Consider the following 25,100-nt stretch of genomic DNA (forward strand, 5'->3'; position numbering starts at 1 on the left):
ACTCGGCTTTTTCCCAAATTATAAAATGATATTGATTCTCATTATTGTTTATGATATAAATATTGTTAACTAGTTAATCATTCCTGAATAGAAAGGCTGCGGCTAATGGATCGACAAACGCTTTTACGCCAATTTTACGATCAATACTTGCATCTGGTTCACATCACAGAACGCACCGTCGAGCTGGAGCCGCTGAAATTGAAGCAGCTGGCCGATGCGGCAGAATTTCCGGCGCTCTCGATAAATATTACCGCCATTCATGTGCTCGACTGTATCGGACGATTCGAGCCAGTCAACGGGACGGCACTAGCTGCTCTCATGCGGCTTTCCAAGGCTGCTATCACGAAAATCAGTACGCGGTTATTAAGTGACGGACTGATTACGCGCAGTCAATTGCCCCAAAACAAGAAAGAATATCTCTTTTCGCTTACTGACCGGGGCCAGCAATTGTTTGAGCTTCATGCACAGCTGCATCAGCAAGCGGAGAAGGAATTCATACAATTTTTGGAGGAATGGAGCAGCGAAGACTTGTCGACCATTTTGCGATTTATTCAGCAATTGGGGCATTCATTAGAACAACGAATTCATGAAGAGGAAGGTGAAGCATGAGTATGAAAGATTTGATTGAGAATCGCAGAAGCATCCGTAAATATGAACACAAACAAGTGGATACTTCCGTGCTGAATGAATTGCTGCAATTATCGGCTGACTTATGTCCTCATCCGCAGCGCCTGAGCGGTACCCGCTTCCTGCTGGCCAATGACCAGGATACGAGATCGCGCTTGTCGCGCAGCATGACAGATGCGTTCTCCGTCACTAAGTTAGGCAAGTGGCTGCCAGACAAACTGTTGGAGGCAACCTACAATCGTTTCATGGAAATACCGGGGCACTTGATTGTCATTACAGAGCAAGAGGATGAATATATCGCTGAAGCCTGCTACATGATGCAGAATCTTCAGTTGCTGGCATGGGAGCGCGGAATTGGCATGCTGTGGGATACGGATGAGCTGCTCTATTCGCCTAAATTGCTGGACAGCCTTTCCCTCAAGCAAAATGAACGAATGCTGGGCATTATTCATTATGGATATTTCATCAAATCGCCTCGCCCGCGCAAACGCACCCCTGCTGCCAAACGCTGGACCGTGTATTCAACAGCCGAATAACAATGAAATGGGAGGAATGGCTATGACGCTCGTTGTACCACAACCATTATCTGTAGAAAAATGGGCAGATCGCCCTGTGAACGAGAATGATGTACTCACCCTGCTGGAATCATCCGTCTGGGCTCCTAATGACGGACTTCGTGAACCTTGGCGGTTTATTTATATGAATGGTAACGAAGGCAAGGATGCATTACCCGAACATCCATATGCACCTGCACATTTAATCGTAGTAGCCTGTCTTAGCGAATCCTCACATAAGCAAACAGAGGATCTCTGCGCTGTATATGGACTCATTCAAAATTTCCGTCTGCTCGCCAATGACAATCAGCTTTGTGTACGAACTGCTGTGGCGACCGAGGTGAATGCTGGGGATCTCCGGACACGCTTTCAGTTACAGAAGCAGGAACGGATCGCTGCTGTTCTGGATTTGGGCTATGCTGATCCCTCTTTCTCTAAAGCTGCAGACCGGGCAAGTATTCCATTGAGGATTGAAGCCTTCTAGCTCCAGTCCGATCACTATAAAAACTGGCGCCGATACGATATCGGCGCCAGTTTCTTTCCTAATAGCTTATTTAGGCTGTGTCGATTAGCCAGCCATAAAACAATTAACCTCCCAGTCTGACCAGGAACGTCTTGATCTCATAAGGCTTAAGCTCAAACACAGGGGCGGACAACACACCATCCGCTAGCGCCTTCTCCATCAAATCGCATTCCTGAATGGATGAGATGCCATAATCGCTTCCAAGCTCCACTCGTGTTCTCACGCCGGCAAATTCATGCACGCGCAAGACCAGCATATCGCTGTCCTCCGCCTTTTTAACCGCATCCGCCATCACATTGGAAGCAGATAGCGTAAACAGGGACACTGGCGCTTGCGCATATTCCGCTTTGCTAATTGTCAGCGGATTGTTCAGCGCCCATGCTTCTTGCACCGTTCCGCCTGCATACCAGTCGCCGCTATGCGGATACAAGGAATAGGTAAACGAATGCTCGCCGATGTCTGCATTTGGATCTGGATGGATCGCAGATTTAATGAGCGACAAACGAATGACGTTATCCTTAATGTCATAGCCGTATTTGCAATCATTCAGCAGGCTGACGCCATAACCGCGCTCCGACAGATCCGCCCATTGATGACCTACTGTCTCAAAGCGCGCCCAATCCCAGCTTGTATTCCAGTGAGTTGGACGTTTCACGTTGCCATATTGAATGTCATAGGTCGCTTCGGTGGAACGAACGTCCACAGGGAAAGCCACCTTCAGCAGCTGCTGATGCTCTTGCCAGTTAATTTCGGTCTGGAAGTCAATTCTGCGGCTGTCCGCATAGACCGTCATATGCTGGGTGATCAACGAGTTTGCGTAACGCCATTTGAAGACTACCGTCGCAGCCAGCGGGCCGTTCTCTGTCAGTTCAACAGAGATCAGATCCGTTACTTCACGCATTTTTTCCTGATAGAAAATGTCTATATCCCATGCTTCGAAATGAAGCGGCTTATCTTCGAACACTTGAAGCACATTGCCGCGAGCACTCTCAGCCAAGACGGAACGGTTGTGATCCAGGTCGAAAATACGAACGAGCTGTCCGTTCTCATTCCATTCCAGCTCATAGTGCGGCGTCGCCAACTGGCGGCCTTCTAGGCGGAATGGCGACTCTGCCTCTGACTTAGAGCCTTCGGCAGCTCGGAATTGAATGCCCGCCATCCCAAGCGCAGGCACCGATGGCGCTTTAACGAGCCAGCGGTCATCCGAATATTGCGCGGCCAGTTCTTGGCCTTCTGCATTATACCAAGCGCCATCAGCTTCGCCTTCAATAGCGATAAGATCCTCGCGCAGCCAAGACGAGCTGTTCAGTACCGTCATTTGCCCGCCAGTTGCTTTGGCTTCACCAAGCGCATGTGCCGCATTAGCCCAAGCTTGATCGGCCAGCTGCTGCGCTTCTGCATACTCAAGGCGGCTGTCCTCATAGACCTCGGCAATCGAGGTGCCAGGGATGATATCGTGGAACTGATTGCGAAGAATAATGACCCAGCCGCGATTAATGTCCTCCTGCGGATAGCTGCTCCAATCCTTGCGGACGGTTGCCGATAGAGCCTGCAGCCATTCTGTTTCACGGTAAAGCAGCTCCAGCTTGCGGTTCATCTTTTTATTGTACGCTTGGCTTGTATAGGTCCCGCGGTGGTATTCCAAGTAGAGCTCGCCATCCCATACGTGAACATAACGATCAGTTTCCTCCACCGTAGTCACCAAACGCTTGAAGTAATCATCCGCTCTGCCCGTCTTCACATTAGGAAGTCCTGGCATATCCTCCAGCCGCCGGCGCATTTCCAGCATCTCGCGGTTTACGCCGCCGCCTCCGTCACCATAGCCGTAGGACAATAACAGTTCCTGGTTAACCTCTTTATCTTGATAGGCATCCCAGGCTCCTTTTACCGTCAGCGGAGAAATCAAGCCGTTATACGTATAGAAGAAGGAATTGGCTTCCTCCCAGTCATCTGGCGTCGTAATGAAATGCGTAACGACCTCGGAGCCGTCAATGCCGCGCCACTTGAACGTATCATGCGGCATGCGGTTAATTTGGTTCCAGCTGATCTTAGTCGTCATAAATGTATCAAAGCCTGATTTGCGTAAAATTTGCGGAAGCGCCCAGCTATAGCCGAATACATCCGGTAGCCACAAGTAGGTGCTCTCTACACCAAACTCATCGCGCATAAATCGCGTACCGAACAGAAATTGACGGACGAGCGATTCGCCCGAGGTCAAGTTGCAATCCGCTTCCAGCCACATACCTCCGCCGATTTCCCAACGGCCCTCGCGAACCCGTTCTTGAATTTGCGCGTACAGCTCTGGATAATCCTCTTTAATATAAGCGTACAGCTGAGGCTGCGTTTGCAAGAACACGTAATCTGGAAAACGTTCCATTAGGCGCAATACCGTCGAGAAGGAGCGTGCACATTTCTCGCGCGTATGCTTAAGACGCCATAGCCAAGCTACGTCAATATGGGTATGCCCGATTGTAGTTACCGTAACGGGATGATTTTTCTCCATTTCATTCAGCTCGGCATGAAGCTGCTCGCGCGCCGCATATACGGACTCGCAATAAGCCTCGGAGCCTGGCACGGCCCAATCAATAAGCAGAAACGCACGGTCAAGAGCCTTGAGCAGTCTTATACGGTCAGGACTGTTCGGATCCAGCACTTCAATCGTTTCCAGTACAGCGCGGCCCGTATAATACAAGTCATCTATCTTTTCATCCAGCCAGCAAAGCTCGGCTACATTGATCGTATGCTTCTGGTCGCGAGGCACTCCGCCGCCTTCAAGGCCGGACCACAGGCGAATATCCATCTTCCCTGTTGTTCCTGCCGCATTTTCCGGAAGAAAAACCTCTTGATGGTTGGAATCCACGCCTTGATAAGGCGTTCCATTCCAATAGAACAACGACTCAAAGCCGCTGTTATTCCCTCCGCCTGTCTCGCCAAAATCAAAACGGCCCATAATCGCTTTTCCCGCCCATGCCGCAGGAATATCTGCACTGGCGGTCAGCCACAAATAACGGTCCCGGCCAATCCAGCTTTCGCCTGTCATAAGCTTGGAGGAAGAAGCTGCAGCAGGCGGTCTGCCGCCGATTGCACCCGCTTCATCTTCAGCAGCCCAGAAGCTCTCCAGCTTGATAATGTCTCTATAGCGAGTATTGCTCAGCTCTTGGAGCCTTGCCTTCAACTTTTTTTCTGTAAATAACATTGACTCTTTCCCTCCTAAAATCCTAAATAACAGGCTGCCTACAGCTGTTTCTCTAATTTCAGCAGATTTTCCAGACTAAGCGCCAAGCTGTCCAGCGGGCTGCCCGGGCAATAGTCCTGCTCTACCGCAAACCATTCGACGCCATTCTCCAGTCCCCAGCGCAAGATAGGTACAAAATCGATCAGACCCGTTCCGATTTCTGCAAAATACTCTCTGCCGTCGCTAGTCATATCTTTCAAATGCAGAATAGGCATACGTCCCGCGTAGCTGCTGATGAAGGTTAATGGATCAAGTCCGCCCTTCCGAACCCAATACGTATCAATTTCCGGATAAACAGCCGGGTCTTCCAGCAAATATTCAAGCGCATATTTCCCGTCAAGCTTGGTGTGAAATTCGAAATCATGATTGTGATAGCCGGCACGGAAGCCCGTCCCCTTTACCCGTTCCGCTACGCTTAATAGATCACTGCGTACACTTGCATAGCCTTCTGGCGTCTGCAGGCCGTCCGGAAGCGAGTGGCAAATAAAATCCTTCGTTTGGAAAAGACGGCCTTCCTCCAGTACGGCATCCAAATCATGTTTCATTCGTTCAAGGCCGACATGCATCCCTGCTGTGCGGAGTCCCAGCTCGTTCATAATGGCAGCAATGTCCTTTGCCGGATTGCCGTGCAAGCCGTCGATTTGAACGGCGGTCCAGCCCATTCTATGCAGCTCACGCAATACGCCTTCAAAGTCCTGCTTCAGTTCCTTGCGGACAGTAGACAGCTGCGCTGCTAATTGATGTCTGATTCCCATGCTCACAGCTCCTCTCTGATCAAATCGAGCCATTCTACCTCATGAGGCGTCAATTCCAAATTCATAGCCTCGATTGAAGATTGCAGCTCTTCTTGACTGCGAGGACCAATAATCGCATAAGTAGGGAACGGCTGATTCAGTACGTAAGACAATGCGACCTGAATCGGCGTTACCCCTCTCGCCTCCGCAAGTTGAACGGAACGGCTATATCGTTCCCAGTTATTGTCGTTGTAATAAACACGCACCATTTCCTCATCGGTCCAGTTGTCCGGCGTAAAGTGGCCGGAGAAGAAGCCGCCTGCTTGCGCCGACCAGGACAGCAGCGGCAGCTGATTCCCCGTATGCCACTGGCACGTGCTCAAATCTGCGGACACACATCCTTCCCAGCGAGGCTCGTTAGGCTTTGCCAGACTAAGGTTAGGGCTGTTGAAGGTAAAACCGGTCAAGCCGCGGGCGGCAGCATAATCATTGGCTTCCTGAATGCGCTGATGACTCCAGTTCGATGCGCCAATTACGCGAATGCGTCCTGCTGCCAGATGCTCGTTAAGCTCCTCGATAACCGGGCCTACTGGCGCTGCGGGATCATCACGGTGCAAGGCATACAGATCCACATAGGAAGTGCCTAGACGCTCCAGGCTTTCCGTTAAATCCTTGCGGATAGCTTCCGGATTCACGCGCGCGCCCGGACTTCCATCATCATGATGAGCCCCTTTCGTCATAATAACGATCTTTTCCCGCAAGTTATTCTCGGCGAGCCATTGTCCCAGTACCAGCTCTTTTCCGCGATATTGATGAGCGGTATCGAATACGTTGCCGCCTGCTTCAATATACGCAGCCAGCATCTGGCGCTGCGGCTCCTCCAGCTTTCTTAAGTCGCCTGTACCCATTACTAACCGGGAGAGAGGCTTGTCTACACCTGGAATATGCAATTGCTTCATTATGAACTCCTCCTTGGTTGTCTCGCCAATCGCAGGCGCCGCTATTTATTGCTCATCCTCGCTGAAGATCGGACGAATGGTCAGCTCGAATGCAAATGTCTGATCCTTTAATTGATATTCAGGAAGCAGCTCGGGACCGCAAGAGTTCGATCCTGCTCCGCTCATCTTGTAATCCAAATGAATAATCGTTTCTTTGCGTGCCTTCAGCTCACAAGTATGCATCGCCGAAGTCAAATCCTCAGGCATGAAATGGGAAGCGTTAAATGAAAATGATTCAGCAGCTTCAAAACGTAATCCCATGCCTTGACTATTCGCTGCAATCGCCCACTGCGTTCCATAGCGGGAGCCGTTTTCTTGCGGCATGACGTAGTTTTCGAACATGTCCTTTACCGTCATATGAAACCGGCCATGCCGTACATATTGACGCTTATCGATATAGCTCTCATCCGGGCCTAGCCCTTCATACTCGATCTGCTCCATTCCTTGCGGCAGTATGAGCTGAAGTCCAAAGCGCGGAAGGAAAGGCTGGTCCTCGGCAACCTTGATATCGGTCTTAATCACAATTTCACCGGTTGCAGCTATCTTCCATACTGCTTTGCCCTGAAGAAGAACAAACTTTCCAACCGCCCCCATCGAGAAGGAGCTTTCCACGTGAATAGAACCGTCACGCTGCTGATTCCACTCTGTATGGTACGTTTTCATAACCGCCCGGTCATACCCGGCATCCTGCCACTTTTCCCGGATTTGCATATCATTATCGATAGGAGCCCGCCAAATATTGTATTGCGACGGAGCCGACAGCATCGCAACGCCATTGCGTTCTATCGATTGCAGCATACCGGTTGTAAGATTAAACGAATAGCGGAAGTCAAAGCCCTCCACCTGTAATAGTTGTCCCTGTTCGGCAGCATGCAGCGGATGCTTCGGACGGAAGCTTGATACCGATGCCGCTTGCTGTACAGGAAGCTCAAATTGAGCGAAGGCAAGCTCATAGCCGCTCTCTGCCCACTGTGTCTCTTCTTTCAGCTTGAAGGATAACGTGAGCAAATTGACGCCGGTATCCGCTTGTTTCAGCTGATATGGAATCGATACCTTATCCGCGCAGTGAGGTGCGATGTTTGGCGCAGTCATACGGCCTTGTTGAATAACGTTGCCTTGCGATTCTACTTTCCAATAGAGCTCCAAATGAGATAAATCAACAAAGTCATAGCGGTTTTCCAGTTCAAAGACGCCTTCTTGAAGATCGAGTGCCTTCACGCCAACGGGAGCCATCACATACTTTAGCTCCAGCAAACCGGTATGCGGTTTGCGGTCAGGCGATACAAGCCCATCGATGCAAAAATGCTTATCGTTCGGACTGTCGCCAAAGTCACCGCCGTAAGCATAATAAGGCGTGCCATCTACCGCATGCTGCAATATGCCGTGATCGCACCATTCCCATACGCATCCGCCGATTAGCTTCGGATGCCGGTAGAAGGCGTCCCAATACTCGCGAAGATCGCCTGGCCCTTGTCCCATAGCATGACTGTACTCGCACATAAATAACGGCTTGCTATTCTTCTCGTCCGTCGCATAAGCTACGATGTCTGGGACAGAGGTGTACATGCGGCTCTCGACATCCAGACACGCAGTATCCGTTAATCCTTCATTAATAGGAGCAGCGCCCTCATAATGAATCGGAATCGAGCCGTCACGGTCCCTCGTCCATTCCGCCATCGCAATATGGTTGGCACCATACCCGGACTCATTCCCCAGCGACCACATCACCACGCAAGGGTGGTTTTTGTCCCGCTCCACAACCCGCATGATGCGGTCCAAGTACGCTTCACGCCACTCCGGACTTGCCGACAAGCGGTGAACACTCTTCTGGTTCCAATCCGGACCGGCAATCCCCATTCCGTGTGTCTCCAGATCCGCTTCATCAATTACATAAAATCCGTATTCATCGCACAGCTCCATAAACCGGGAGTCATTCGGATAATGCGCGGTACGAATCGTATTAATGTTGTGCCGCTTCATCAGATTAAGGTCCTGAATCATATGCTTAACCGGAATCGTCTGCCCTAGCTCTGGATGAGAATCATGACGGTTCACACCCTTAAGCTTGATCGATTGGCCATTAACCAAAAACTGGCCGTCCGCCACTTTGATTTCACGGAAACCGACAGCAAATCGGATAACCTCTTCCCCGCTAGTCACATACAACCGGTACAAATAAGGCTGCTCCGCATTCCACAGCTTTGGCTGCTGAACTTCAAAGATAAGAGCTCCCTTTCCATCAACGTTAACAACCGCATTGGCTGAGGCAACCGTGTGACCTTCAGCATCCTTGAGCTCGCCTGTGACAGCCGTTTCTCCGGTCGTCTCGATTTCCGTTGTAAGGACAGCCCTGGTAAAGCCTTCTTCGAAGGTTTGACGGTTAAACACGTCTCTGACATGAACCTTATCACGAGCTAGCAAATAGACATCGCGGAAAATCCCGGTATATCTCCATGCATCCTGATCCTCAAGGTAAGAGCCGTCGCACCATTTCAATACGAGAACAGCCAGCCGATTCTTTCCCGGACGAAGCTGAGACGAAATATTAAACTCAGCAGGAACGCGGCTTCCTTGGCTGTAGCCGACAAACTCGCCGTTTACCCACAAATAAAAGCAGGAATTTACGCCTTCGAATACGATGTACTTCTCTTTCGCTTCCCAATCCTCAGCGATATTGAATTCTCGCACATAGGTTCCTGCCGGATTATTGGTTGGAACAAATGGCGGATCAACGTTAAACGGATAGTTCAGATTCGTATAGTGTCGCTGATCATATCCTTGCATCTGCCAACAGGAGGGAACGATCAAATCATCCCACTGCTTTGTATTCGTATGTTCCCCATAGAAACCGGCCGGCACGTCTGCAACGCTGCTGTAATATTGAAATTTCCAAGCCCCGTTCAACAGCTGATAGTAGGGCGAATAACCGCGTTTACCCGAGCTTGCGCCTTCCATATCGCCATAAGGAATGTAATGAGCTCTGGCTGCCTCTCGATTCACTTGCAAGACGTCTAAGTTTTCCCAATAACGATCCAGGTTCAACACCCGTTATCCGCTCCTTTCAGGTACAAGCAATCAACTAGTTAAAATAACCCTTCATCATCAGTCTGTGAATCCATTCCGCGAACAAGCTGTTTGCCCATGCAAACCACGGTCTTGTGTAGTTGGCAGGATCATTAGGATCGAAGCCCTCATGCATATAGCCTGTACCCGCATCCGTCCGTTTAAAAGTGTCCAGCAATTCCTTTATTTCCGCATCATCCTCGGAGGTGAGGCCCTGCATAGCAAGACTAATAGGCCATATATAGCCTTTTGGCGTATGCGGACTGCCGATTCCTCGCGCATAGCTGCCGATATAATAATACGGATTATCTGTACTGAGCAGGAATTGACGCGTATTTCTATAGATCGGATCATTCGCATCCGTATAACCGAGATAAGGAATAGACAGCAGGCTCGGCACATTGGCATCGTCCATCAAGTTGCAGTTGCCGTATCCGTCTGTCTCGTAAGCGTAAATACGCCCGTACTTCGGATGAAGAACCGTTCCGTAATTTTGAATGCCGAAATCGATCTCCTCGCGAAGCTCCTCGGCTAGTGCGGCAAATGCTTGATCATTCCATACATCATTGGCTATTTCCACTAGATAACGCAGCACAACAACAGCAAACATATTGGATGGAATCAAGTAGCCAAAGGTGCATGCATCATCGCTTGGCCGGAACCCGGACCAAGTCATCCCGGTATAATTAACCGGCATCCCCATCCGATTATTGCGCAACGTATCGCTCGGCGGACAGTTCTCACGGGCAAATCGGTAAGGTGATTGTTCGAAGTGGCGCTGCTCTACCTTCCATAGCTTAAGGATAATACCGGCAGCTTCACGGAAATTATCCGTAAATACTTCCTTGCGTCCTGTCGCCTTCCAATAGAGATAAGCAAGCTGTATCGGATAGCACAATGAATCGATCTCATATTTGCGCTCCCAGATCCAAGGCGTCAGCTCCGTCAAATCCTCATCATAGCGATTGCTGTTCGGCTCCGCATTAAAAGCATTTGCATAAGGATCGATATGAATGTAATCCACTTGCCGTTTGATCAAGCCCTCGATAATGCCTTGAAGCTCCTTATCCTCCGCTGCCAGCGGCAAGTAATGTCTAACCTGCGCCACCGAATCACGCAGCCACATCGCAGGAATATCGCCGGTAATGACGAATGTCGTGCCATCCCGCAATTCAGATGTTGTCGTCTCAAGTGTATTCGGATAACAGTTTCTAAACAGCTGGAGCAGCTTTGGCTCATGAGCCAGCTTCTGATTCGCTTCTTCCAGCAAGGCTATTACTGAACTTGGGAGTTGCATGCTTGATCCGCTCCTTTATCCGCTTGCTGCTGTGCAATAAATTGCTGCAGATCCGCCCCGTCAATCAAGCCTGTGCTTCCGCCAAACGCAGACACCGATTTGGCACCGCAAGCATTTCCGAGAATAAGACTGCTAGCCACATCCTCTCCGGTCAGAAAACCCATCAAATATCCGGCGTTAAAGCAATCCCCTGCCCCGGTTGTATCGATGGATTGTACACGGAAAGCCGCTTGATGCGTAATCACGCCGTCTTTAATGGCTGCAGAACCTTGCTCACCCAGCTTAATCGCAACATTGCCGCAATATTGGGACATATAACGCAAGCTTTCATTTATATCCTCAAGACCTGTGTAATGAAAGGCCTCGGTTTCATTCATTAAGAACACATCCGTATACGTCATGAACTCGAAGATGCCTTTGTACCATTCTCCCGTATCATCCCAGCCAACATCACAGGATATCGTCATCCCTCTTGCTTTCAGTTCCTTTGCCATTTTAATGTAAGCTTCATGATTGCTTTTGCCTTTGTATCCCGTAATATGAGCATGCCTGCCTTGTGCAATTTGCTCATAATCGAGTTCATTCATACGCAGCTCTGTAGTCGTACCAGCGTAGCTAATAAAAGAACGGTCCTTATCGGGATTAAAGGCAATTGAGATGCCGGTTTGATTGGATTCACTCGTTTTTATCATTCTGGTATCGATACCATATTTTAAAAAATGTTCCCGGACATAACGTCCGTAGAAATCATCGCCCAAAATACCGTTAAACGCCACGCGCAAACCAAGTTTAGCAAGAGCGAGGGAAAATATGGCCGCCCCTCCCCCAACATTTAGCATGACATCTTCCACGTAAACCTCCTGACCTGGCAGAGGTATTTCACTTGCGCCTACAACCGCCAGATCGACATTGGCATCGCCAATAACTACAGCATCGAAATTTTTAACCATTCTGTCTCCCTCTTCCAGTCCACATTTATATCTGCGATTGCTCCCCATACGGTCTGCAGCTTTCACGCACGACCAGTTTATGCTCGAAAATAACATCAGCATTCGCAACAGTCTGCTCACCTGAAATTAGCTTCAATAGAACATTAACGGTTTCTTTACCCATCTCCTGAATCGGCTGCTCCATCGAGGTTAAGCGCGGACGTACCAATTCTGTCCATTGGCTGCCATCGAAGCCCATTACAGATATATCATTAGGCACCCTTAGACCATGATCATGAATACAATTCATCGCTCCGAGCGCCATATCATCGCTGACCGCAAACACTGCGGTTGGCCGCTCTTCACACGCAAGCAGCTGCTTCATAATGTCATAGCCGCTTGGCGTTTTATAATCCCCAAAGTGAATATATTCCTTAACAACTTCGATGCTATGATCCTTGAGAGCCTGGATATAGCCGGCATAACGATTCTGCCCCGAGGTCACGTCCCGCATATCTCCGCCTATAAAGGCAATTTGCTTATGACCAAGCTGAATCAAATGAGAGGCTGCATCATACGCTGCATGAAAGTCATTAATGATGACGGAAATAAAGGGCTGTTCAACCGGCTTTACACTGGAAAAAATAATTGGAATCCCCAGCTTGCCAATCAGCTCGCGCGTCTCATCATTCAGCTTTTCGTGCATAATGATAATGCCTTCCACGCGCATTTCCTTAAATACCTGCAAATATTTATATTCCTTGTCTTCATCCTCCATAATGTTGCATACAACAAGGTTATAGTCATTTAAGCTCGTATACCGTTCTATGCTGCTAAGAATCGAGGAGTAAAAGCTTGACGTTATATCCGGTACAATAACCCCGATTAAATTGGTTTTGTTACGAACTAAACTGCGGGCAATATGGCTGGGTGAATAACCAAGCTCATCAATTGCCTTTCTGACTCTGTCCTTCAAGTCGTCCTTCACATACTTTTCACCATTCAATACTCTAGAAACAGTCGTTACAGAAACACCCGCACGTTTAGCAACATCCTTAATTTTCGGTGCCATTATTAACATCCTACCTTCCATATAACGTTTTAGCTTTTTACCGCCCCCTCCATAATTCCTGCAATGAACTGACGGCTGACAATTAAGAAAAATACAATCAATGGAATGGTAGCAAGCATCGTGCCTGTCATTACCATTGAGTAATCTGATGTATGAGCAGCCTTCAACTGCTGAAGAGCAAGCACCATCGTAAATTTAGATGAATCAGTCAATACGATTAGAGGCCATAAGTAATCCTCCCACACTCCTACGAACGTAGTAATGGCCAAGAAGGCCAGCGCAGGACGCAATACCGGCAATGCTACATGCCAATATTGACCGAACTTATTGCATCCGTCAATTCTAGCGGCCTCTAGCAAATCATCATAGATAGCCAATGCATACTGTCTGATCCAAAAAAGTACCAAACGCTGTTGCAATACTCGGGATAATCAATGCTATATAGCTTCCAAGCCAGCCTAAATTTTTCATAATAATAAATTGAGGTACTAGAAGCATTTGACTCGGAAGAATCATCGTACCAATCATAATATAAAACAGAATCTTTGAACCAGGAAATTTGAATTTAGCGAACGTAAAACCCGTCAGCGAGTTGAAAAACAATTGAAGGGTTGTGCTCACAACTGCAATAAATACGGTATTCAAAAAGGCTCGGTAAAAATTCATGTTCTGCATGACATTGTCATAGTTATTCCAGAAATAACTGCCGAAGGTCAGTTTGGGCGGGAAGGCGAACATTGCACTGGTTTCGTTTGTTGACATGACTACAAGCCAATAGAACGGAAACACAGAAATAATAACTCCAACTAGTAGCAGCGTGTAAAAAATTGTTTTCTTCGATAAAGTTTCAACACTCATATGCTGTTCACCTCTTTTTACTAATCCTCCGACTTGTTAAAGAACTTCCAGTTAATAAACGAGAAGAGACCAATAATGATAAATAAAATCCACGACACGGATGCGGCATAACCGAAATGCTGGTATTTAAAGCCTTCACGGAACAAGTACAAAACGACTGTATCAGAGCCCGGATATGGCGATTGAGGACCCGCCAACACTTGAGGTTCCGTAAATATTTGAAATCCGCCGATTGTCGACATCATAATCGTGAACAAAATAATCGGTCTAAGAACGGGAAGCGTAATTTTCGTAAATTGTTGAAACAAAGTGGCGCCATCCAGCTCTGCTGCCTCATAATAATCCTTCGGTATTTTTTGCAAACCAGACAGATAAATAATGGCGTTGTAGCCCATATAGCGCCAGCCAATCATTAAGGCAATGACCGTCTGTACGCCCAGCTCAGAGTTAAACCAAGCGATTTTATTCAAACCGAGCTCTGTCAGCAAATAGTTCATCAGGCCAAACTCATTACCGAAAAACGATTGAAAAATGATAACGACAGCTACCATCGCCGTAATATTAGGCAAGAAAAACGCGATCCGAAAGAAGCTTTTGAATCGAACAAGCTGCAAATTAATAATAAAGGCGATTGCCAACGAAATGATCAGCATCGGTCCGTTACTGAGCAGCCATAGAATAATATTGTTCTGAAGAGCCTTCCAAAATACCGGATCATTAAACAGGTACACGAAATTGGAGAAACCAACGTATTTCATTTCCCCGATGCCATCCCAGCTGTGAACAGCTAAGTAGATGGAAAAGAAAATCGGGAATACGGAAAAACATAAAAACAAGATGTAAAACGGAGAAATAAACAGATACAACGTTCTGCTTTTATAAATCTCCTTTAAGAGTCCTCCCATGTTTATTCCTCCACTAGTAGGATGCAGGGAAAGCTGAGGCGCTTTCCCTGTTTTTAAAGCGACTAACGTGAAAGCTGACGTTTAACTTTAGTTTGGGCTTCTTCCCATGCCTGGTTAGAATCCTTTTTCATGGTGTCTACCTGGGTCAAGCCTTCAACAATCGTATTCAGAACCATAATGTCTTGCGGATTGGTAGGCGCAACTTTAACATCCTTAGCCGCTACACTAAACACTTCATTCAAGTTTTGTCCGCCGAAGAAATCATTTTTACTTTCCATTTCTGGCAGGTTATAAATCTCCGGTGTGGATGGGTAGTTGCCGAATTCCTTATAGGCTTGAACCAAGTTATCAGGGCTTACCAGAAACTTAATCACTTCATAGGCTTCTTTCGGATGCTTCGTATGCTTCAATGCTCCCAAGAAGGAGCCCCCTTGGTTGCCAACTCCGCCCGGAGGATAAGCAATTCCCCATTTCCCCTTTGTATCCGGTGCAGCGCTGATCAAATCGCCAACGCTCCAGGAAGCGCCATTAAACGAGTTGATTTTATTTGCATTAATTGCAGCATTTTTCTCCGTGTCACTCGTGAACGGGAAGGTTAGTCCATCTTGGAACGCTTTAACCGAAAGATCCCAAGCGCGTTTTACATCCCCTTGATCACCGATATATTTCCCGTCTTTATCAAAGAAGTTTTCTGCGCTTTGACCAACAATCGATCTGAAGATATCGGCGATATTTCCGGTTTGGCTGCCGGTTTTATCTTTCACTTTCTTCAGCAATTCAAAGTAATCTTCCCAGCTCTTCACTTGCTCATGAAGCTCTTGCGGCGTACTTGCTACACCTGCTTGCTTAAACAAATCTGTACGGTAGAACAGTACGACCGGTGCTACGTCAATCGGAAGTCCGATTAAATATTTGTTTTCTTGGTCTGCAGCCAGCTTCCATTTCCAGTCCAAGTATTGGGATTCAATGTCACTGGCGCCTTGGTCATATAAATTCACAAATTGATCTTTGTACTGGAGCATAGAGGAAACCCAGCTGTCCATCGCTACAATGTCCGGGCCATTACCGCCGCCGGCAAGTGTCGTTCTTAGCTTTGTAAGATAATCATCGCCAGATGGAAGCTTTTCAGCTTCCAAATTAATATTTGGAAACTTTTCTTTTGCCGCTTGAAGCGATGCATCAGAAAAAGCGCCGTTCCAGTACCATAGCTTAAGCGTAACTTTTCCATTATCGCCTTTGTTTTCGTTATCTGGTTTAGAAGTGTTTTGAGAGCAAGCTGAAATGACAAGTGCAAGGCATAGTGCCAATAAAATACTGGAATAGGCTTTCATTTTCATTGGTGTACTCCCCCTATTAGTAAACGATCATTTGCTTAGCTAGTTAATGATTCAATCCTTCATTTGCTTCGCATTCATTTATTTATCTTTTGCATCACCTCCTTCAGTCATTCAATATTTCTTTCCCAAGCCATCTGGAACCGATACCATATTTGTTGCTATTGATATGGTATCGGTTCCATAAATGATTAGGTGTTAAATCTGGTATCGATTCCATATTGGATTCAAACTTTACAAAATCGTCGCCAGATCCATCATTCTCATGTTTATCTGGTATCGGTTCCATATTTGTTGCAAACGCTAACATATAAACCGCTTTCATCTTGTGATCATTATATACGCCCTTATTTAGTTTTACAAGTACCTTTTTATTAAAAAATCTTTTGTTTAGAGAGCATATCCAAGTATGCTTTAACATCGCGGCTCCTCTCCCTCATGGTGACTTCATCACTGACCTGCCTAATTAATCTTGAATATAGATCAAGCATCGACTATAATTCTCAGTGAGAATAATTATCAATAAATTCAAAAAAAGAGGTATCCTCATGTATAATAACAACAGCATACAGCTAGCTGGGATGCCTGACTATACGTATTATTTTCCTGTTGAAGTTCATCGTTTACAAAATGCCCTTTCTATTGAAGGTCATGAGACATCCAGTGAATATCCTTTTTTACTAGTCATTATGGATGGCAGCATACGACTTGTTGTGAATGGGTTTGAGCAGTCTTTGAAAGGCCGTTCGGTGTTGTTATGTGAAAGGGGCTCACGCCTTCAATTAATAGAGAAGCACGTTCAACAGGCATTCCTCATTGAATACAACTATACGACATTGAATCATTCTGCTCCAAGGCCGCTGCCATGCAGCAGGTCACCCCTTTCATGCTCTTATCGTGCAGCTATGCTGGCTATCGAGTTGTATACGGCTTGGCAATTGAGATCCCAGCACCCTTACCAGGCTCAGCGGCTTTTTCTTGAGCTTATCGAGCAGGTACAGCTTGAATTGGAAGAAGCGGTATACCAAGGAAGTGACTGGCTGCAAAGCGTGCTAAGCCATATCCATATGCATTATCGGGAAGAGCTTACACGAGAGCAGCTTGCAGCCCTGGGGAGCATTAGCCCGGAGCATTTCTCCCGGACTTTTCATAAGCAGATTGGCAGCACCTTCAGCTCTTATATGAACACACTGCGCATTAGGGATGTACAGCAACAGCTTTTAACCGGCAATTCCAGTAACTTGCATGATCTGGCTCAGAAGGTTGGTTACAAGGACGGCTATTACTTGAGCCGCAAATTTAAGCAAGTAGTAGGCATATCCCCCACTACATTCCTTCGCAAGCCAAAACGCATTCTGTCGACAAACTACAACTATACCGCGATGCTGCTTACCTTACAAACCCAGCCGGTTTTGGGCGCCTACTCCACCTATTTGCAAGCGCAATATCCAAGTGCTCCAAACGATCAGGATCATGAGCTGAATTGGGATGGGAATAGTTACGAGCAGGTACAGACTTTAATGCCGGACGTCGTCATTGGCTTCGAGAAGTTGTCTGAAGATATGACATTAAAAAGCATTGCGCCCGTAGTTGCCATACCGTTTATGAGACTAGACTGGCGTGAACAGTTTCGTCAAATTGCTGAAATAGCCGGGAAGCAGCAGCACGCAGAGTATCTGCTTGAGCAGTATAACCTCGAAGTTAAGCTTGCCAATACTCAACTGGATGAGGTGTTGGGCGGTCGCGGAAGCCTTATTATATGGGAAATCCAAGAGAATATAGCCTATGCGTTTGGCAATCGTTATGGCCGGGGCGGTCATGTACTGTATGATGATCTTGGTTTTGATATTCCCGACCAATTAATCCAAGAAGGAATATATTCAACCGGATACATTCAAGCAACTCTGGATCAGATATGTCATTACCCCGCAGATTATATCGTTCTCTTGGATCTGCCCCATTCTCCGCAGACCGAACATTTATTTCGTTCACCAGACTGGCTTGCAATGGAGGCCGTTAAGCAGCAGCGGGTCGTCATTCTGAAGCATGCCGATCTCTTCTATGGATTTGACCCTCAATCCACCCTGCAACAGCTAGAGCTATTAATGGCCAACTTTACATCATAAAATGCCATCCTGCCATATCATTTTGTGACATGGCGAATGGAAGCATAGAAGATTAAAGTTATCAAGTGAGGATGATTATCATTATTAGGGATTGAGGGGAATTAAGTAGATGAAACAAAACAAATGGAATTTTACCGGCTTGGGGCTTGCCTTACTCTTGCTCGTGCTGCTTCTGGCCGCTTGCGGGAACAATCATTCAGAGGTTGATCCGCCGGCTGCTGCAGCGACAGCAGATTCTTCTCCAGATGAATCGACAGCTTCAACTACCAAAATCGTATCTACAAAAAAGGGCGACATTGAAATCCCGGTCAAGCCGATGCGCATCGTAACCGATGACTATCTAGGTTCTTTAATTGCGCTTGGGGTTACCCCTGTCGGTACGCCTGGCCTGCATCTGAAAAACATCTATTTTGCCGAAGCGCTTAAAGGTGTTGAAGATATCGGCGACTATGGCAACGTTTCACTAGAAAAGATTCTTGCACTGCAGCCGGATCTGATCATCACAGCGGAGAATGACCCCGCCAAATATGACAATCTGTCGAAAGCAGCTCCTACTATCTCTGTTCCCTACGGCGAGTTGAAAAACGCCCGAGAAGAGTTGACCTACTTCGGCAAGCTGCTTGGCAGGGAGCAAGAGGCTGAAGCTTGGCTGACAGCCTTTGAGGAAAGACTAGCTAAAGCGAAAGAGCAAATCGATCAAGCCATTCCGCCTGAAGCTACTTTTACGATTTTTGAGGATGTAGAGAAGGCTGTCTATGTCTATGGAGATAATTTTGGCCGGGGCGGTCAGCCGATTTATCAGGCGCTTGGACGCAAGCCTCCCTCTAGCGTCGCAGCTGAAATTATGGAAAAGCAATATGTGGAGCTGTCCAAAGAAATGCTGCCGCAATACGCCGGCGATTACATCATTCTGACTTCCAACTCACGGACGCTTGAAGATTATAAGAAAGATCCGCTCTGGAATACGTTGGACGCCGTCAAAAATGATCGTCTGTATGTGTGGAAGGAAGAGCGCTCCTGGTACTATGACCCCATTGCTGTGCTCTCGCAGACAGAGGAGCTTGCGGCATGGCTTTCGCAGAAACAATAATGATGCAAAAAGAATAAAACAGACTAAAGAAGCTGGTGGAGCTAGAGCTCCATCAGCTTCTTTAGCAACTGGCTTTTCCTCTCAACACCGGCTTTCTTATAGATCCGGGCGAGATGCTTCTTGATTGCGGCTTGAGTAACGTTCAATTTATTCGCGATTTCAGCGATAGAATCGATAGACAATACAAGCTGAGCCACCTCGCGCTCTTTGACCGTGAAGCCGAATAGATTGTCCGGCAACTGCGGAGTTAGAGATAAGCCTGCGCTCTGGACCCAGCGGTCGAAGTATGCCCTCTGCCTCTCTCCACGAATGTCCAGCATGAAGGTAGGGGAAGGAATATGCTCACCAAATTCATAATGCGTGGCTCCCTCCACTTGATTGAAGCCCATCCGCTTGGTTATTTCTTGGTGATAAGGCAGCGGGCTTGAGAATACCAGCATCCCTGGTTTCAAAAGAAGGGAAATTAAGAGGCGCATTAAAGCAGCGCGAGCAGCTATGCTATCATCCTTTCTCAGGTCAACGTGATAAATAAACCTTCCTGCTGGCTGATCGGGGGAAGTACGGTAATCTTTCAACTGCTCAGAGTTTAGCGTATTAAAATAATGTCTGGACACGGGCTGGATCTGCAAATAAGACAAAGAATGACGGTGAATGGGAATAAAAATGGCCAGTCCGATCGTTGCTCCTTCGCGATTCTTGATTATTCTGACCGCATCCGGACCGAACGTAATGAGCTTGGCAAGCTCAAGGTTGCCGAAAGCGATACGATCGTGCTGAGCAGGGATGTCCATTTGATGCAGTTGCCCGGTTTGGGGATTGAAATAGCTTCTTTCGTAATCCGCTTCGGCTTGCATAACCTCTTGAATATGCTGCTCGGCAAGGTGAAGATTGTCTGCATGCACCGACTCGTATTCGTATTCTCCGTTAGGTGTATCCTCCAAGAAGGTCGAGAGAAGAACAGAATCCTCAAGTCCAAAAATCAAATTCGCTATCGTATCCGTTATATTCCCTTCCGGGGACGGAGTGACGATTTCCCGGTGATAGTAAGCAATGCTGCGATTCCGAAGCTGCTTGAATCGTTGGGGTGTACGAACGCGAATTTCTTTGGAGAGAGACGTTCGCAGCAGCGCATGAATGCGATAGCCTCCCCTTCCGGGCCGGATGAAAGAGAGATCAGTCAACCTGCTGAAGCTGGCTCTGGAAACAGATTCGCCAAGCATCGACTCCAGCAATTCTTGATTGAAGTTCCGGACGAGTGATGCCGCTTCTACTAATTCTCGAAGAGATTCGTCCGGAACCTCACGCAACCACCGATAAGTTAATTCCCGGAACAAATCCTCCCGCTGATCGTCGTTTTTCTCTACGAATAGTTCCTCTAGTGACAGACCGACCGTAAGCGACAGAGTCAGCGGATGGCCAAGCGTGAAGGCATATAGTCTGCGCAGTGTCGCTTCGTCCACAATGCCGAACCGCTCCGCATAGCTTGTACAGGCTGCCGCGATCGTACAGAGACTGCTTCGGAGATCAGAGCTGATAGATTAAACGCATCAGAAAAAACGCAACCTGATGAGGTTGCGTTTTTTCAAATCGATTACTGGTTTTTCTCATACAATTCATTCATGAAGTTTCCGGTACTGATTACTCCCTCTTTCGCTTCCTCCAGGGTGGAATGAAAGCTGAGCCAGTTATGGAACATGGATGGCCAAGATCTGAAGCTGATATCAACGCCTGCCAGTGCAGCCTGAGTCACAAACGTCAGAGCTTCTCTCAGCATAATTTCTGACTCGCCCACCATTACATACAGAGGCGGCAGGCCTCTCAAATCGCCATAAATCGGCGACGCATAAGGGACATTAGGTGAAACACCGTTTAAATAATTATCGGCCAACTGTACGAGGGCTTCTTTGGTAACGACGGGGTCGACACCCTCTTTGGTCATATAGGTATCACCTGTTTGCCCCAAGTCAATCCATGGCGAAACCATGACCCCTCCCGCTGGCATAGGCGTCTTGGTATCCCTGATTTTCATCAATAAAGCTGCCGTTAAATTACCTCCTGCCGATACGCCGCCAATGATTATATTACGAGGCTGATACCCTTGATCCAGCAGCCAGTCATAAGCCTTCAACGCATCTTCAATCGGAGCAGGAAACGGATGCTCCGGGGCCAGACGGTAATTTACAGACAACACGCGTGCTTTCGCTGCTCTTCCCATTTCACTGGATTCGATCGTATAGGACGCGATACTCCCGTACATAAATCCTCCGCCGTGAAAGTATAGAAGCACGCGGTCATCTCTGGACTCGGGAAGTATTTGCCACTCCGCTTCCATTCCATCTATATCTACCTTCTCTGTAACCAAATCACTCGGTACAAGAAGCAGGCCAAACATCGCTTCTACACCTGCCCTCAATTCTTCAATAGATGCCGGATTGCTTGGCAAATTTTCTTTAAACAAACGGTGAGCTTGACGCAATGAATCCTTCATAAAAACATTCCTCCCTAATGTGGTCTCTAGATGCTTACTTCCTACACCTTTATTATAAAAGTTAATATCCCGGTTATATATAGATACATAAAGGATTATTGGCATATTTGCATATATAAAAAAGTTGTTTCAGGATTTTACACTTAATTTTAAAACTTTCTGATTTCAACTCATGTTTAGCAACAAAAAAAGGACAAGCCATTTGAACACACTTTCATGGCTTGTCCTTTGAGACAGCAAGGAATATGAGAATACTACGTCGAATAAGAAAAATATGTTAATTCTTCTTATTTATTTGCTCTAAATGCAACTAACACCTAACTTAGACCTGTCTCAAATAGGAGGTATTTATGTAAATGGAGGTTTCATTATATAAAGCAGATTTTAACGATGCGGTGACTATTCATGAAATGAAAATCACAGCGTTTATGCCCTTGTTGGAAAAATATCAGGATTTTGAAACAAGCCCGGCCAATGAAACCTTAGAACGAATTATTACTCAAATCAATCAATCTTTTACAGATTATTTCATAATTCATCATCTTGAGGTTGCTGTTGGCGGAATTAGAGTCGTGAAAAAAGATAATCAAATTTATAGTGTTAGTCCAATTTTTATACTGCCAGAACACCAAGGAAAAGGAATTGCTCAAAAAGTCTTTACAATGGTTGAGCAGATATATGATGATGCAAAGTCATGGAAATTAGGCACCATCTTACAAGAGAAAGGAAACTGTTATTTGTATGAAAAGATAGGCTATAAAAAAATCGGGTGCAACGAAAGTAATTAACGACAAAATGACAATGGTATTTTATGAAAAGCATTTATAGATGAATAGCCCTTGGATTTAGTTATTCGGCAGGCAGTTCACTTTTGTTATACAGGAGCTATAGCTTAAATCGCTTCACGAGCAGAAGCATCTCTTCCGATATCCGGCTCACAGAGTCCGCCGACGAGGCGATCTCTTCCATGGAAGCAAGCTGTTCGGCCGTAGCGACAGAAATACTCTGCGCCAGATCATTGGACCGAACCGACATATGATCGATTTCCTGCAGAGAAGCATTGAACTCTTGGGAGCTTGCGGAAATCTGTTCAGCCGCAGCGGAGGTTTCTTTTACATGATAAACGGCGCTGCGTGTTGCGATCAGAATACGCTGGAACGCCTCCCCCGAATGCCGGATGGAATCAACGCCAGCCTGCACCTCCTGCTCGCCTTGATCCATTGCAATGGCAGCTTTATTAATGTCGGCTAGAATGGCCTGTATCAGCGCGGTGACCTCCATTGCAGATATTCTGGAACGCTCCGCCAGCTTTCGGATCTCATCCGCAACAACGGCAAAGCCTTTGCCCTCCTCGCCAGCCCGTGCAGCCTCGATCGCTGCATTAAGCGCCAGCAGATTGGTTTGTGACGAAATAGCCGTCATTGCATCAATAATCTCGCCAATCTGATGCGACCGCTCGTTCAACTGATTGACAATTAGCGCGAGGTCACCCACTGTTGCAGATACGGCAACCATTTGCTCCGCTGACTGTGAGATCAGCCCGTTTCCATGTTCGGCGTGAGTTAAAGTAACCTGTGAAGCCTCAAGAGCAGTCGATGAGGTTGATGCAATTCGATGCGCACTGACTGACAGCTCCTCCATCGCATGGGTGCTCTCTTGCAGGCTTCCTTTTTGCATATGATTGCTTAAAGCCACTTCTTGCGCGGATACGGAAATTTGGTCTGTCGCTGCTGTTGTCTCCTCGAAGGTGACGGACAAATCACGGGAGGCTGAAGAGAGTGCATCCGCATGAGAGAGCAGCCCCTGCGACAGACCCCTTAACCCGTTATGCATGGCGTGGAAGGAGTCGTACAGGTCGCCAATTTCATCTCGGCTTTGTATGGCAATCACTCGTTGTGACAAATCGCCTGCAGCCACCTGTCTGGCCTGCTGTGTCAATTGGACGAGCGGCCGGGTAAGACGCATCGCGAACAGGATAACAATAATCCCGCCGGCCGCAATGCATCCCAGCAGCGTATATACAATTCCTTGAACAATTCGCTGTTGTCCCGCGTTATAGTCCTTAATGTAAGAGCCGGCAACAATCGTCCATCCCCATTCCTTGTTCCTTAGCGAATAGGCAATTTTCATAGCGTCTGCTTTCGAATCTGGCAGAGGCCATCTATACACAGTAACACCGCCGCCCGGCTGCTGCCCTTTCTGGAGCATATCCCGGATATGATAAAAGCCGTCACTCGTCTGCTTGTCCCAGAAATGCTCCCCTTCCTGTGACGGATGAGCTACCAGATCACCCTGATCGTTTAGAACAAAAAATACCCATGCTCGCCAATATCTATATTTGTATTGATGGTCCGTGTGCCATCCCCCTGCTTAGGCCCAAGAAGCAGCTTCTTCATCCTCTCCTGCGCCTCTTCCTTGCTTATAGAGCCTTTCTTAACCGCATCCTCGAACGAAACAATCAGCTCCGAAGCCATTTGAACCGTGTTCCGAAGATTGGTCTCCGTCTGCCGATCACCTTCTCGCGCTGACACCCAGATGCTCATGCTTCCTACCAGCAATGCCGGAATGATCAGAATTGCGAGCGAGGTAACCAGCAATTTATTCCGGATCGTGAACCGCCATTGTCTTCTGTTCCCCTCTGTCTTTCCTTTCATGATGATCCCCCCGTTAAAATAAATCCCGTATAATGCAGCATATCTCGTGTATACGCCGGATATAGCTGTAAACCCATTAACAGCAGTCCAAAGTCCCCTTTGAACTGCTGTCATGGATCAGAATCATTAAATTATTTCAATGCCTTCAGCATGGCGGAGACAAAGCCGATATGATCGGCCGCATGCAGCACCGTGGAGACAATCAGCTCTCCGTACGTCTCAGCGTTCAAGAAGTTTTCTTTTACCGGCACGTCCAGCTTAGTCTTAAGCAATTCCCTAATTTCGTCCGGCTGCTTCCTTAATTGATCGATCAGCAGATCCCATGCGGGCGGTTCGCTTTGCCAGTCTGCAGGCTTCGTTCCATAAGCGAAGAAGTGTTGGTAGCTTGCAGGAAGCTTCTGATTCCATTCAAATTCCGAAAGGCCAAATACGTGGAATTCTGTCACCGTAAGCACATGTCCAATGTGCCAATGAATGCTGTTCTTGAAGCCTTCCGGCACAATATTACGCTTGTCCTCCAGACACAGTGCAACCAGCTCTATCAATTGATTGTGACGGCTCTTCAAAATGTCGAAAATAAAATCGTTTCTCATCGTTCATACCTCCTCATATT

At 47.3% G+C, this 25,100-nt stretch carries 22 protein-coding genes and 1 pseudogene; 6 read left to right on the forward strand and 17 right to left on the reverse strand.

Going from position 1 to position 25,100, the window contains the following annotated elements:
* Window positions 1-105 precede the first annotated feature (105 nt).
* The 3 genes from TY10_RS11470 to TY10_RS11480 are packed head-to-tail and all read left to right on the forward strand — an operon-like array spanning window position 106 to window position 1,665.
* The gene (locus tag TY10_RS11470; RefSeq protein WP_042163357.1) at window positions 106-609 is read left to right on the forward strand and encodes a MarR family transcriptional regulator; all 504 of its coding nucleotides are present in this window, start codon (window positions 106-108) and stop codon (window positions 607-609) included.
* Window positions 606-1,163 (forward strand): nitroreductase family protein, encoded by a 558-nt coding sequence (locus tag TY10_RS11475; RefSeq protein WP_042163359.1) that lies wholly within the window; start codon window positions 606-608, stop codon window positions 1,161-1,163. The genes TY10_RS11470 and TY10_RS11475 overlap by 4 nt, the downstream gene beginning before the upstream one ends.
* Window positions 1,164-1,185: 22 nt before the next feature.
* Window positions 1,186-1,665: a nitroreductase family protein gene (locus TY10_RS11480; protein ID WP_052350496.1), complete on the forward strand. Its 480-nt coding sequence runs from the start codon at window positions 1,186-1,188 to the stop codon at window positions 1,663-1,665.
* A 103-nt stretch (window positions 1,666-1,768) separates the two neighbouring features.
* Here the strand turns inward: TY10_RS11480 and TY10_RS11485 are convergent, their stop codons facing one another.
* The 12 genes from TY10_RS11485 to TY10_RS11535 form a co-directional block, all read right to left on the reverse strand.
* Window positions 1,769-4,900, reverse strand: coding sequence for an alpha-mannosidase (locus TY10_RS11485; RefSeq protein ID WP_042163362.1), 3,132 nt, complete (start codon window positions 4,898-4,900; stop codon window positions 1,769-1,771).
* Window positions 4,901-4,938: 38 nt separating this feature from the next.
* Window positions 4,939-5,694 carry a sugar phosphate isomerase/epimerase family protein gene (locus tag TY10_RS11490; protein ID WP_238327550.1) on the reverse strand — a complete coding sequence of 252 codons (756 nt, stop codon included), beginning with the start codon at window positions 5,692-5,694 and terminating at the stop codon, window positions 4,939-4,941.
* 2 nt (window positions 5,695-5,696) lie between these two features.
* Window positions 5,697-6,632 carry an aldo/keto reductase gene (locus tag TY10_RS11495; protein ID WP_042163364.1) on the reverse strand — a complete coding sequence of 312 codons (936 nt, stop codon included), beginning with the start codon at window positions 6,630-6,632 and terminating at the stop codon, window positions 5,697-5,699.
* 45 nt (window positions 6,633-6,677) lie between these two features.
* Window positions 6,678-9,716, reverse strand: a complete 3,039-nt coding sequence (locus TY10_RS11500; protein ID WP_042163366.1) for a glycoside hydrolase family 2 TIM barrel-domain containing protein — start codon at window positions 9,714-9,716, stop codon at window positions 6,678-6,680.
* 34 nt (window positions 9,717-9,750) lie between these two features.
* Complete coding sequence (locus tag TY10_RS11505) at window positions 9,751-11,031, reverse strand: glycoside hydrolase family 125 protein (protein WP_042163368.1); 1,281 nt, start codon at window positions 11,029-11,031, stop codon at window positions 9,751-9,753.
* A complete protein-coding gene (locus TY10_RS11510) occupies window positions 11,010-11,981 on the reverse strand; it encodes a carbohydrate kinase family protein (RefSeq protein ID WP_042163370.1) in 972 nt (323 codons plus the stop codon). The genes TY10_RS11505 and TY10_RS11510 overlap by 22 nt, the downstream gene beginning before the upstream one ends.
* A gap of 25 nt (window positions 11,982-12,006) precedes the next feature.
* On the reverse strand, window positions 12,007-13,032 hold the full coding sequence (locus tag TY10_RS11515; RefSeq protein ID WP_042163372.1) for a LacI family DNA-binding transcriptional regulator: 1,026 nt from the start codon (window positions 13,030-13,032) through the stop codon (window positions 12,007-12,009).
* A gap of 29 nt (window positions 13,033-13,061) precedes the next feature.
* A complete protein-coding gene (locus tag TY10_RS32245; protein WP_337588349.1) occupies window positions 13,062-13,409 on the reverse strand; it encodes a carbohydrate ABC transporter permease in 348 nt (115 codons plus the stop codon).
* Entirely contained in the window at window positions 13,396-13,890 is a 495-nt protein-coding gene (locus TY10_RS32250; RefSeq protein WP_337588350.1) for a carbohydrate ABC transporter permease, read from the reverse strand. The genes TY10_RS32245 and TY10_RS32250 overlap by 14 nt, the downstream gene beginning before the upstream one ends.
* Window positions 13,891-13,910: 20 nt before the next feature.
* Window positions 13,911-14,795 (reverse strand): carbohydrate ABC transporter permease, encoded by an 885-nt coding sequence (locus TY10_RS11525; RefSeq protein ID WP_042163374.1) that lies wholly within the window; start codon window positions 14,793-14,795, stop codon window positions 13,911-13,913.
* Window positions 14,796-14,857: 62 nt separating this feature from the next.
* Window positions 14,858-16,132 (reverse strand): ABC transporter substrate-binding protein, encoded by a 1,275-nt coding sequence (locus TY10_RS11530; protein ID WP_042163376.1) that lies wholly within the window; start codon window positions 16,130-16,132, stop codon window positions 14,858-14,860.
* A gap of 103 nt (window positions 16,133-16,235) precedes the next feature.
* Entirely contained in the window at window positions 16,236-16,550 is a 315-nt protein-coding gene (locus TY10_RS11535) for a hypothetical protein (protein WP_042163378.1), read from the reverse strand.
* Between the two features lie 127 nt (window positions 16,551-16,677).
* Here TY10_RS11535 and TY10_RS11540 point away from each other — a divergent pair, with 127 nt between their 5' ends.
* Both TY10_RS11540 and TY10_RS11545 read left to right on the forward strand, forming a co-directional pair.
* A complete protein-coding gene (locus tag TY10_RS11540) occupies window positions 16,678-18,255 on the forward strand; it encodes an ABC transporter substrate-binding protein (RefSeq protein WP_052350497.1) in 1,578 nt (525 codons plus the stop codon).
* 109 nt (window positions 18,256-18,364) lie between these two features.
* The gene (locus TY10_RS11545) at window positions 18,365-19,345 is read left to right on the forward strand and encodes an ABC transporter substrate-binding protein (protein ID WP_042163380.1); all 981 of its coding nucleotides are present in this window, start codon (window positions 18,365-18,367) and stop codon (window positions 19,343-19,345) included.
* A 41-nt stretch (window positions 19,346-19,386) separates the two neighbouring features.
* Here the strand turns inward: TY10_RS11545 and TY10_RS11550 are convergent, their stop codons facing one another.
* Complete coding sequence (locus tag TY10_RS11550) at window positions 19,387-20,805, reverse strand: helix-turn-helix transcriptional regulator (RefSeq protein WP_042163382.1); 1,419 nt, start codon at window positions 20,803-20,805, stop codon at window positions 19,387-19,389.
* Between the two features lie 131 nt (window positions 20,806-20,936).
* Window positions 20,937-21,833, reverse strand: coding sequence for an alpha/beta hydrolase (locus tag TY10_RS11555; RefSeq protein ID WP_042163384.1), 897 nt, complete (start codon window positions 21,831-21,833; stop codon window positions 20,937-20,939).
* Between the two features lie 356 nt (window positions 21,834-22,189).
* Between TY10_RS11555 and TY10_RS11560 the strand changes: the two genes are divergently transcribed.
* Window positions 22,190-22,621, forward strand: coding sequence for a GNAT family N-acetyltransferase (locus TY10_RS11560; protein WP_238327551.1), 432 nt, complete (start codon window positions 22,190-22,192; stop codon window positions 22,619-22,621).
* Between the two features lie 97 nt (window positions 22,622-22,718).
* Here TY10_RS11560 and TY10_RS11565 read toward each other — a convergent pair whose 3' ends face one another.
* From TY10_RS11565 to TY10_RS11575, 3 genes and pseudogenes are all read right to left on the reverse strand, one after another.
* A complete protein-coding gene (locus tag TY10_RS11565; protein ID WP_420329399.1) occupies window positions 22,719-23,798 on the reverse strand; it encodes a methyl-accepting chemotaxis protein in 1,080 nt (359 codons plus the stop codon).
* A gap of 123 nt (window positions 23,799-23,921) precedes the next feature.
* Window positions 23,922-24,601, reverse strand: a pseudogene (locus TY10_RS32525) (cache domain-containing protein); the annotation flags it as partial.
* Window positions 24,602-24,618: 17 nt separating this feature from the next.
* Window positions 24,619-25,080 carry a DinB family protein gene (locus TY10_RS11575; RefSeq protein ID WP_052350499.1) on the reverse strand — a complete coding sequence of 154 codons (462 nt, stop codon included), beginning with the start codon at window positions 25,078-25,080 and terminating at the stop codon, window positions 24,619-24,621.
* Window positions 25,081-25,100: the final 20 nt, after the last annotated feature.

The organism is Paenibacillus gorillae, from assembly GCF_000513275.1.
In the GTDB taxonomy this organism is placed as follows: Bacteria; Bacillota; Bacilli; order Paenibacillales; family Paenibacillaceae; genus Pristimantibacillus; species Pristimantibacillus gorillae.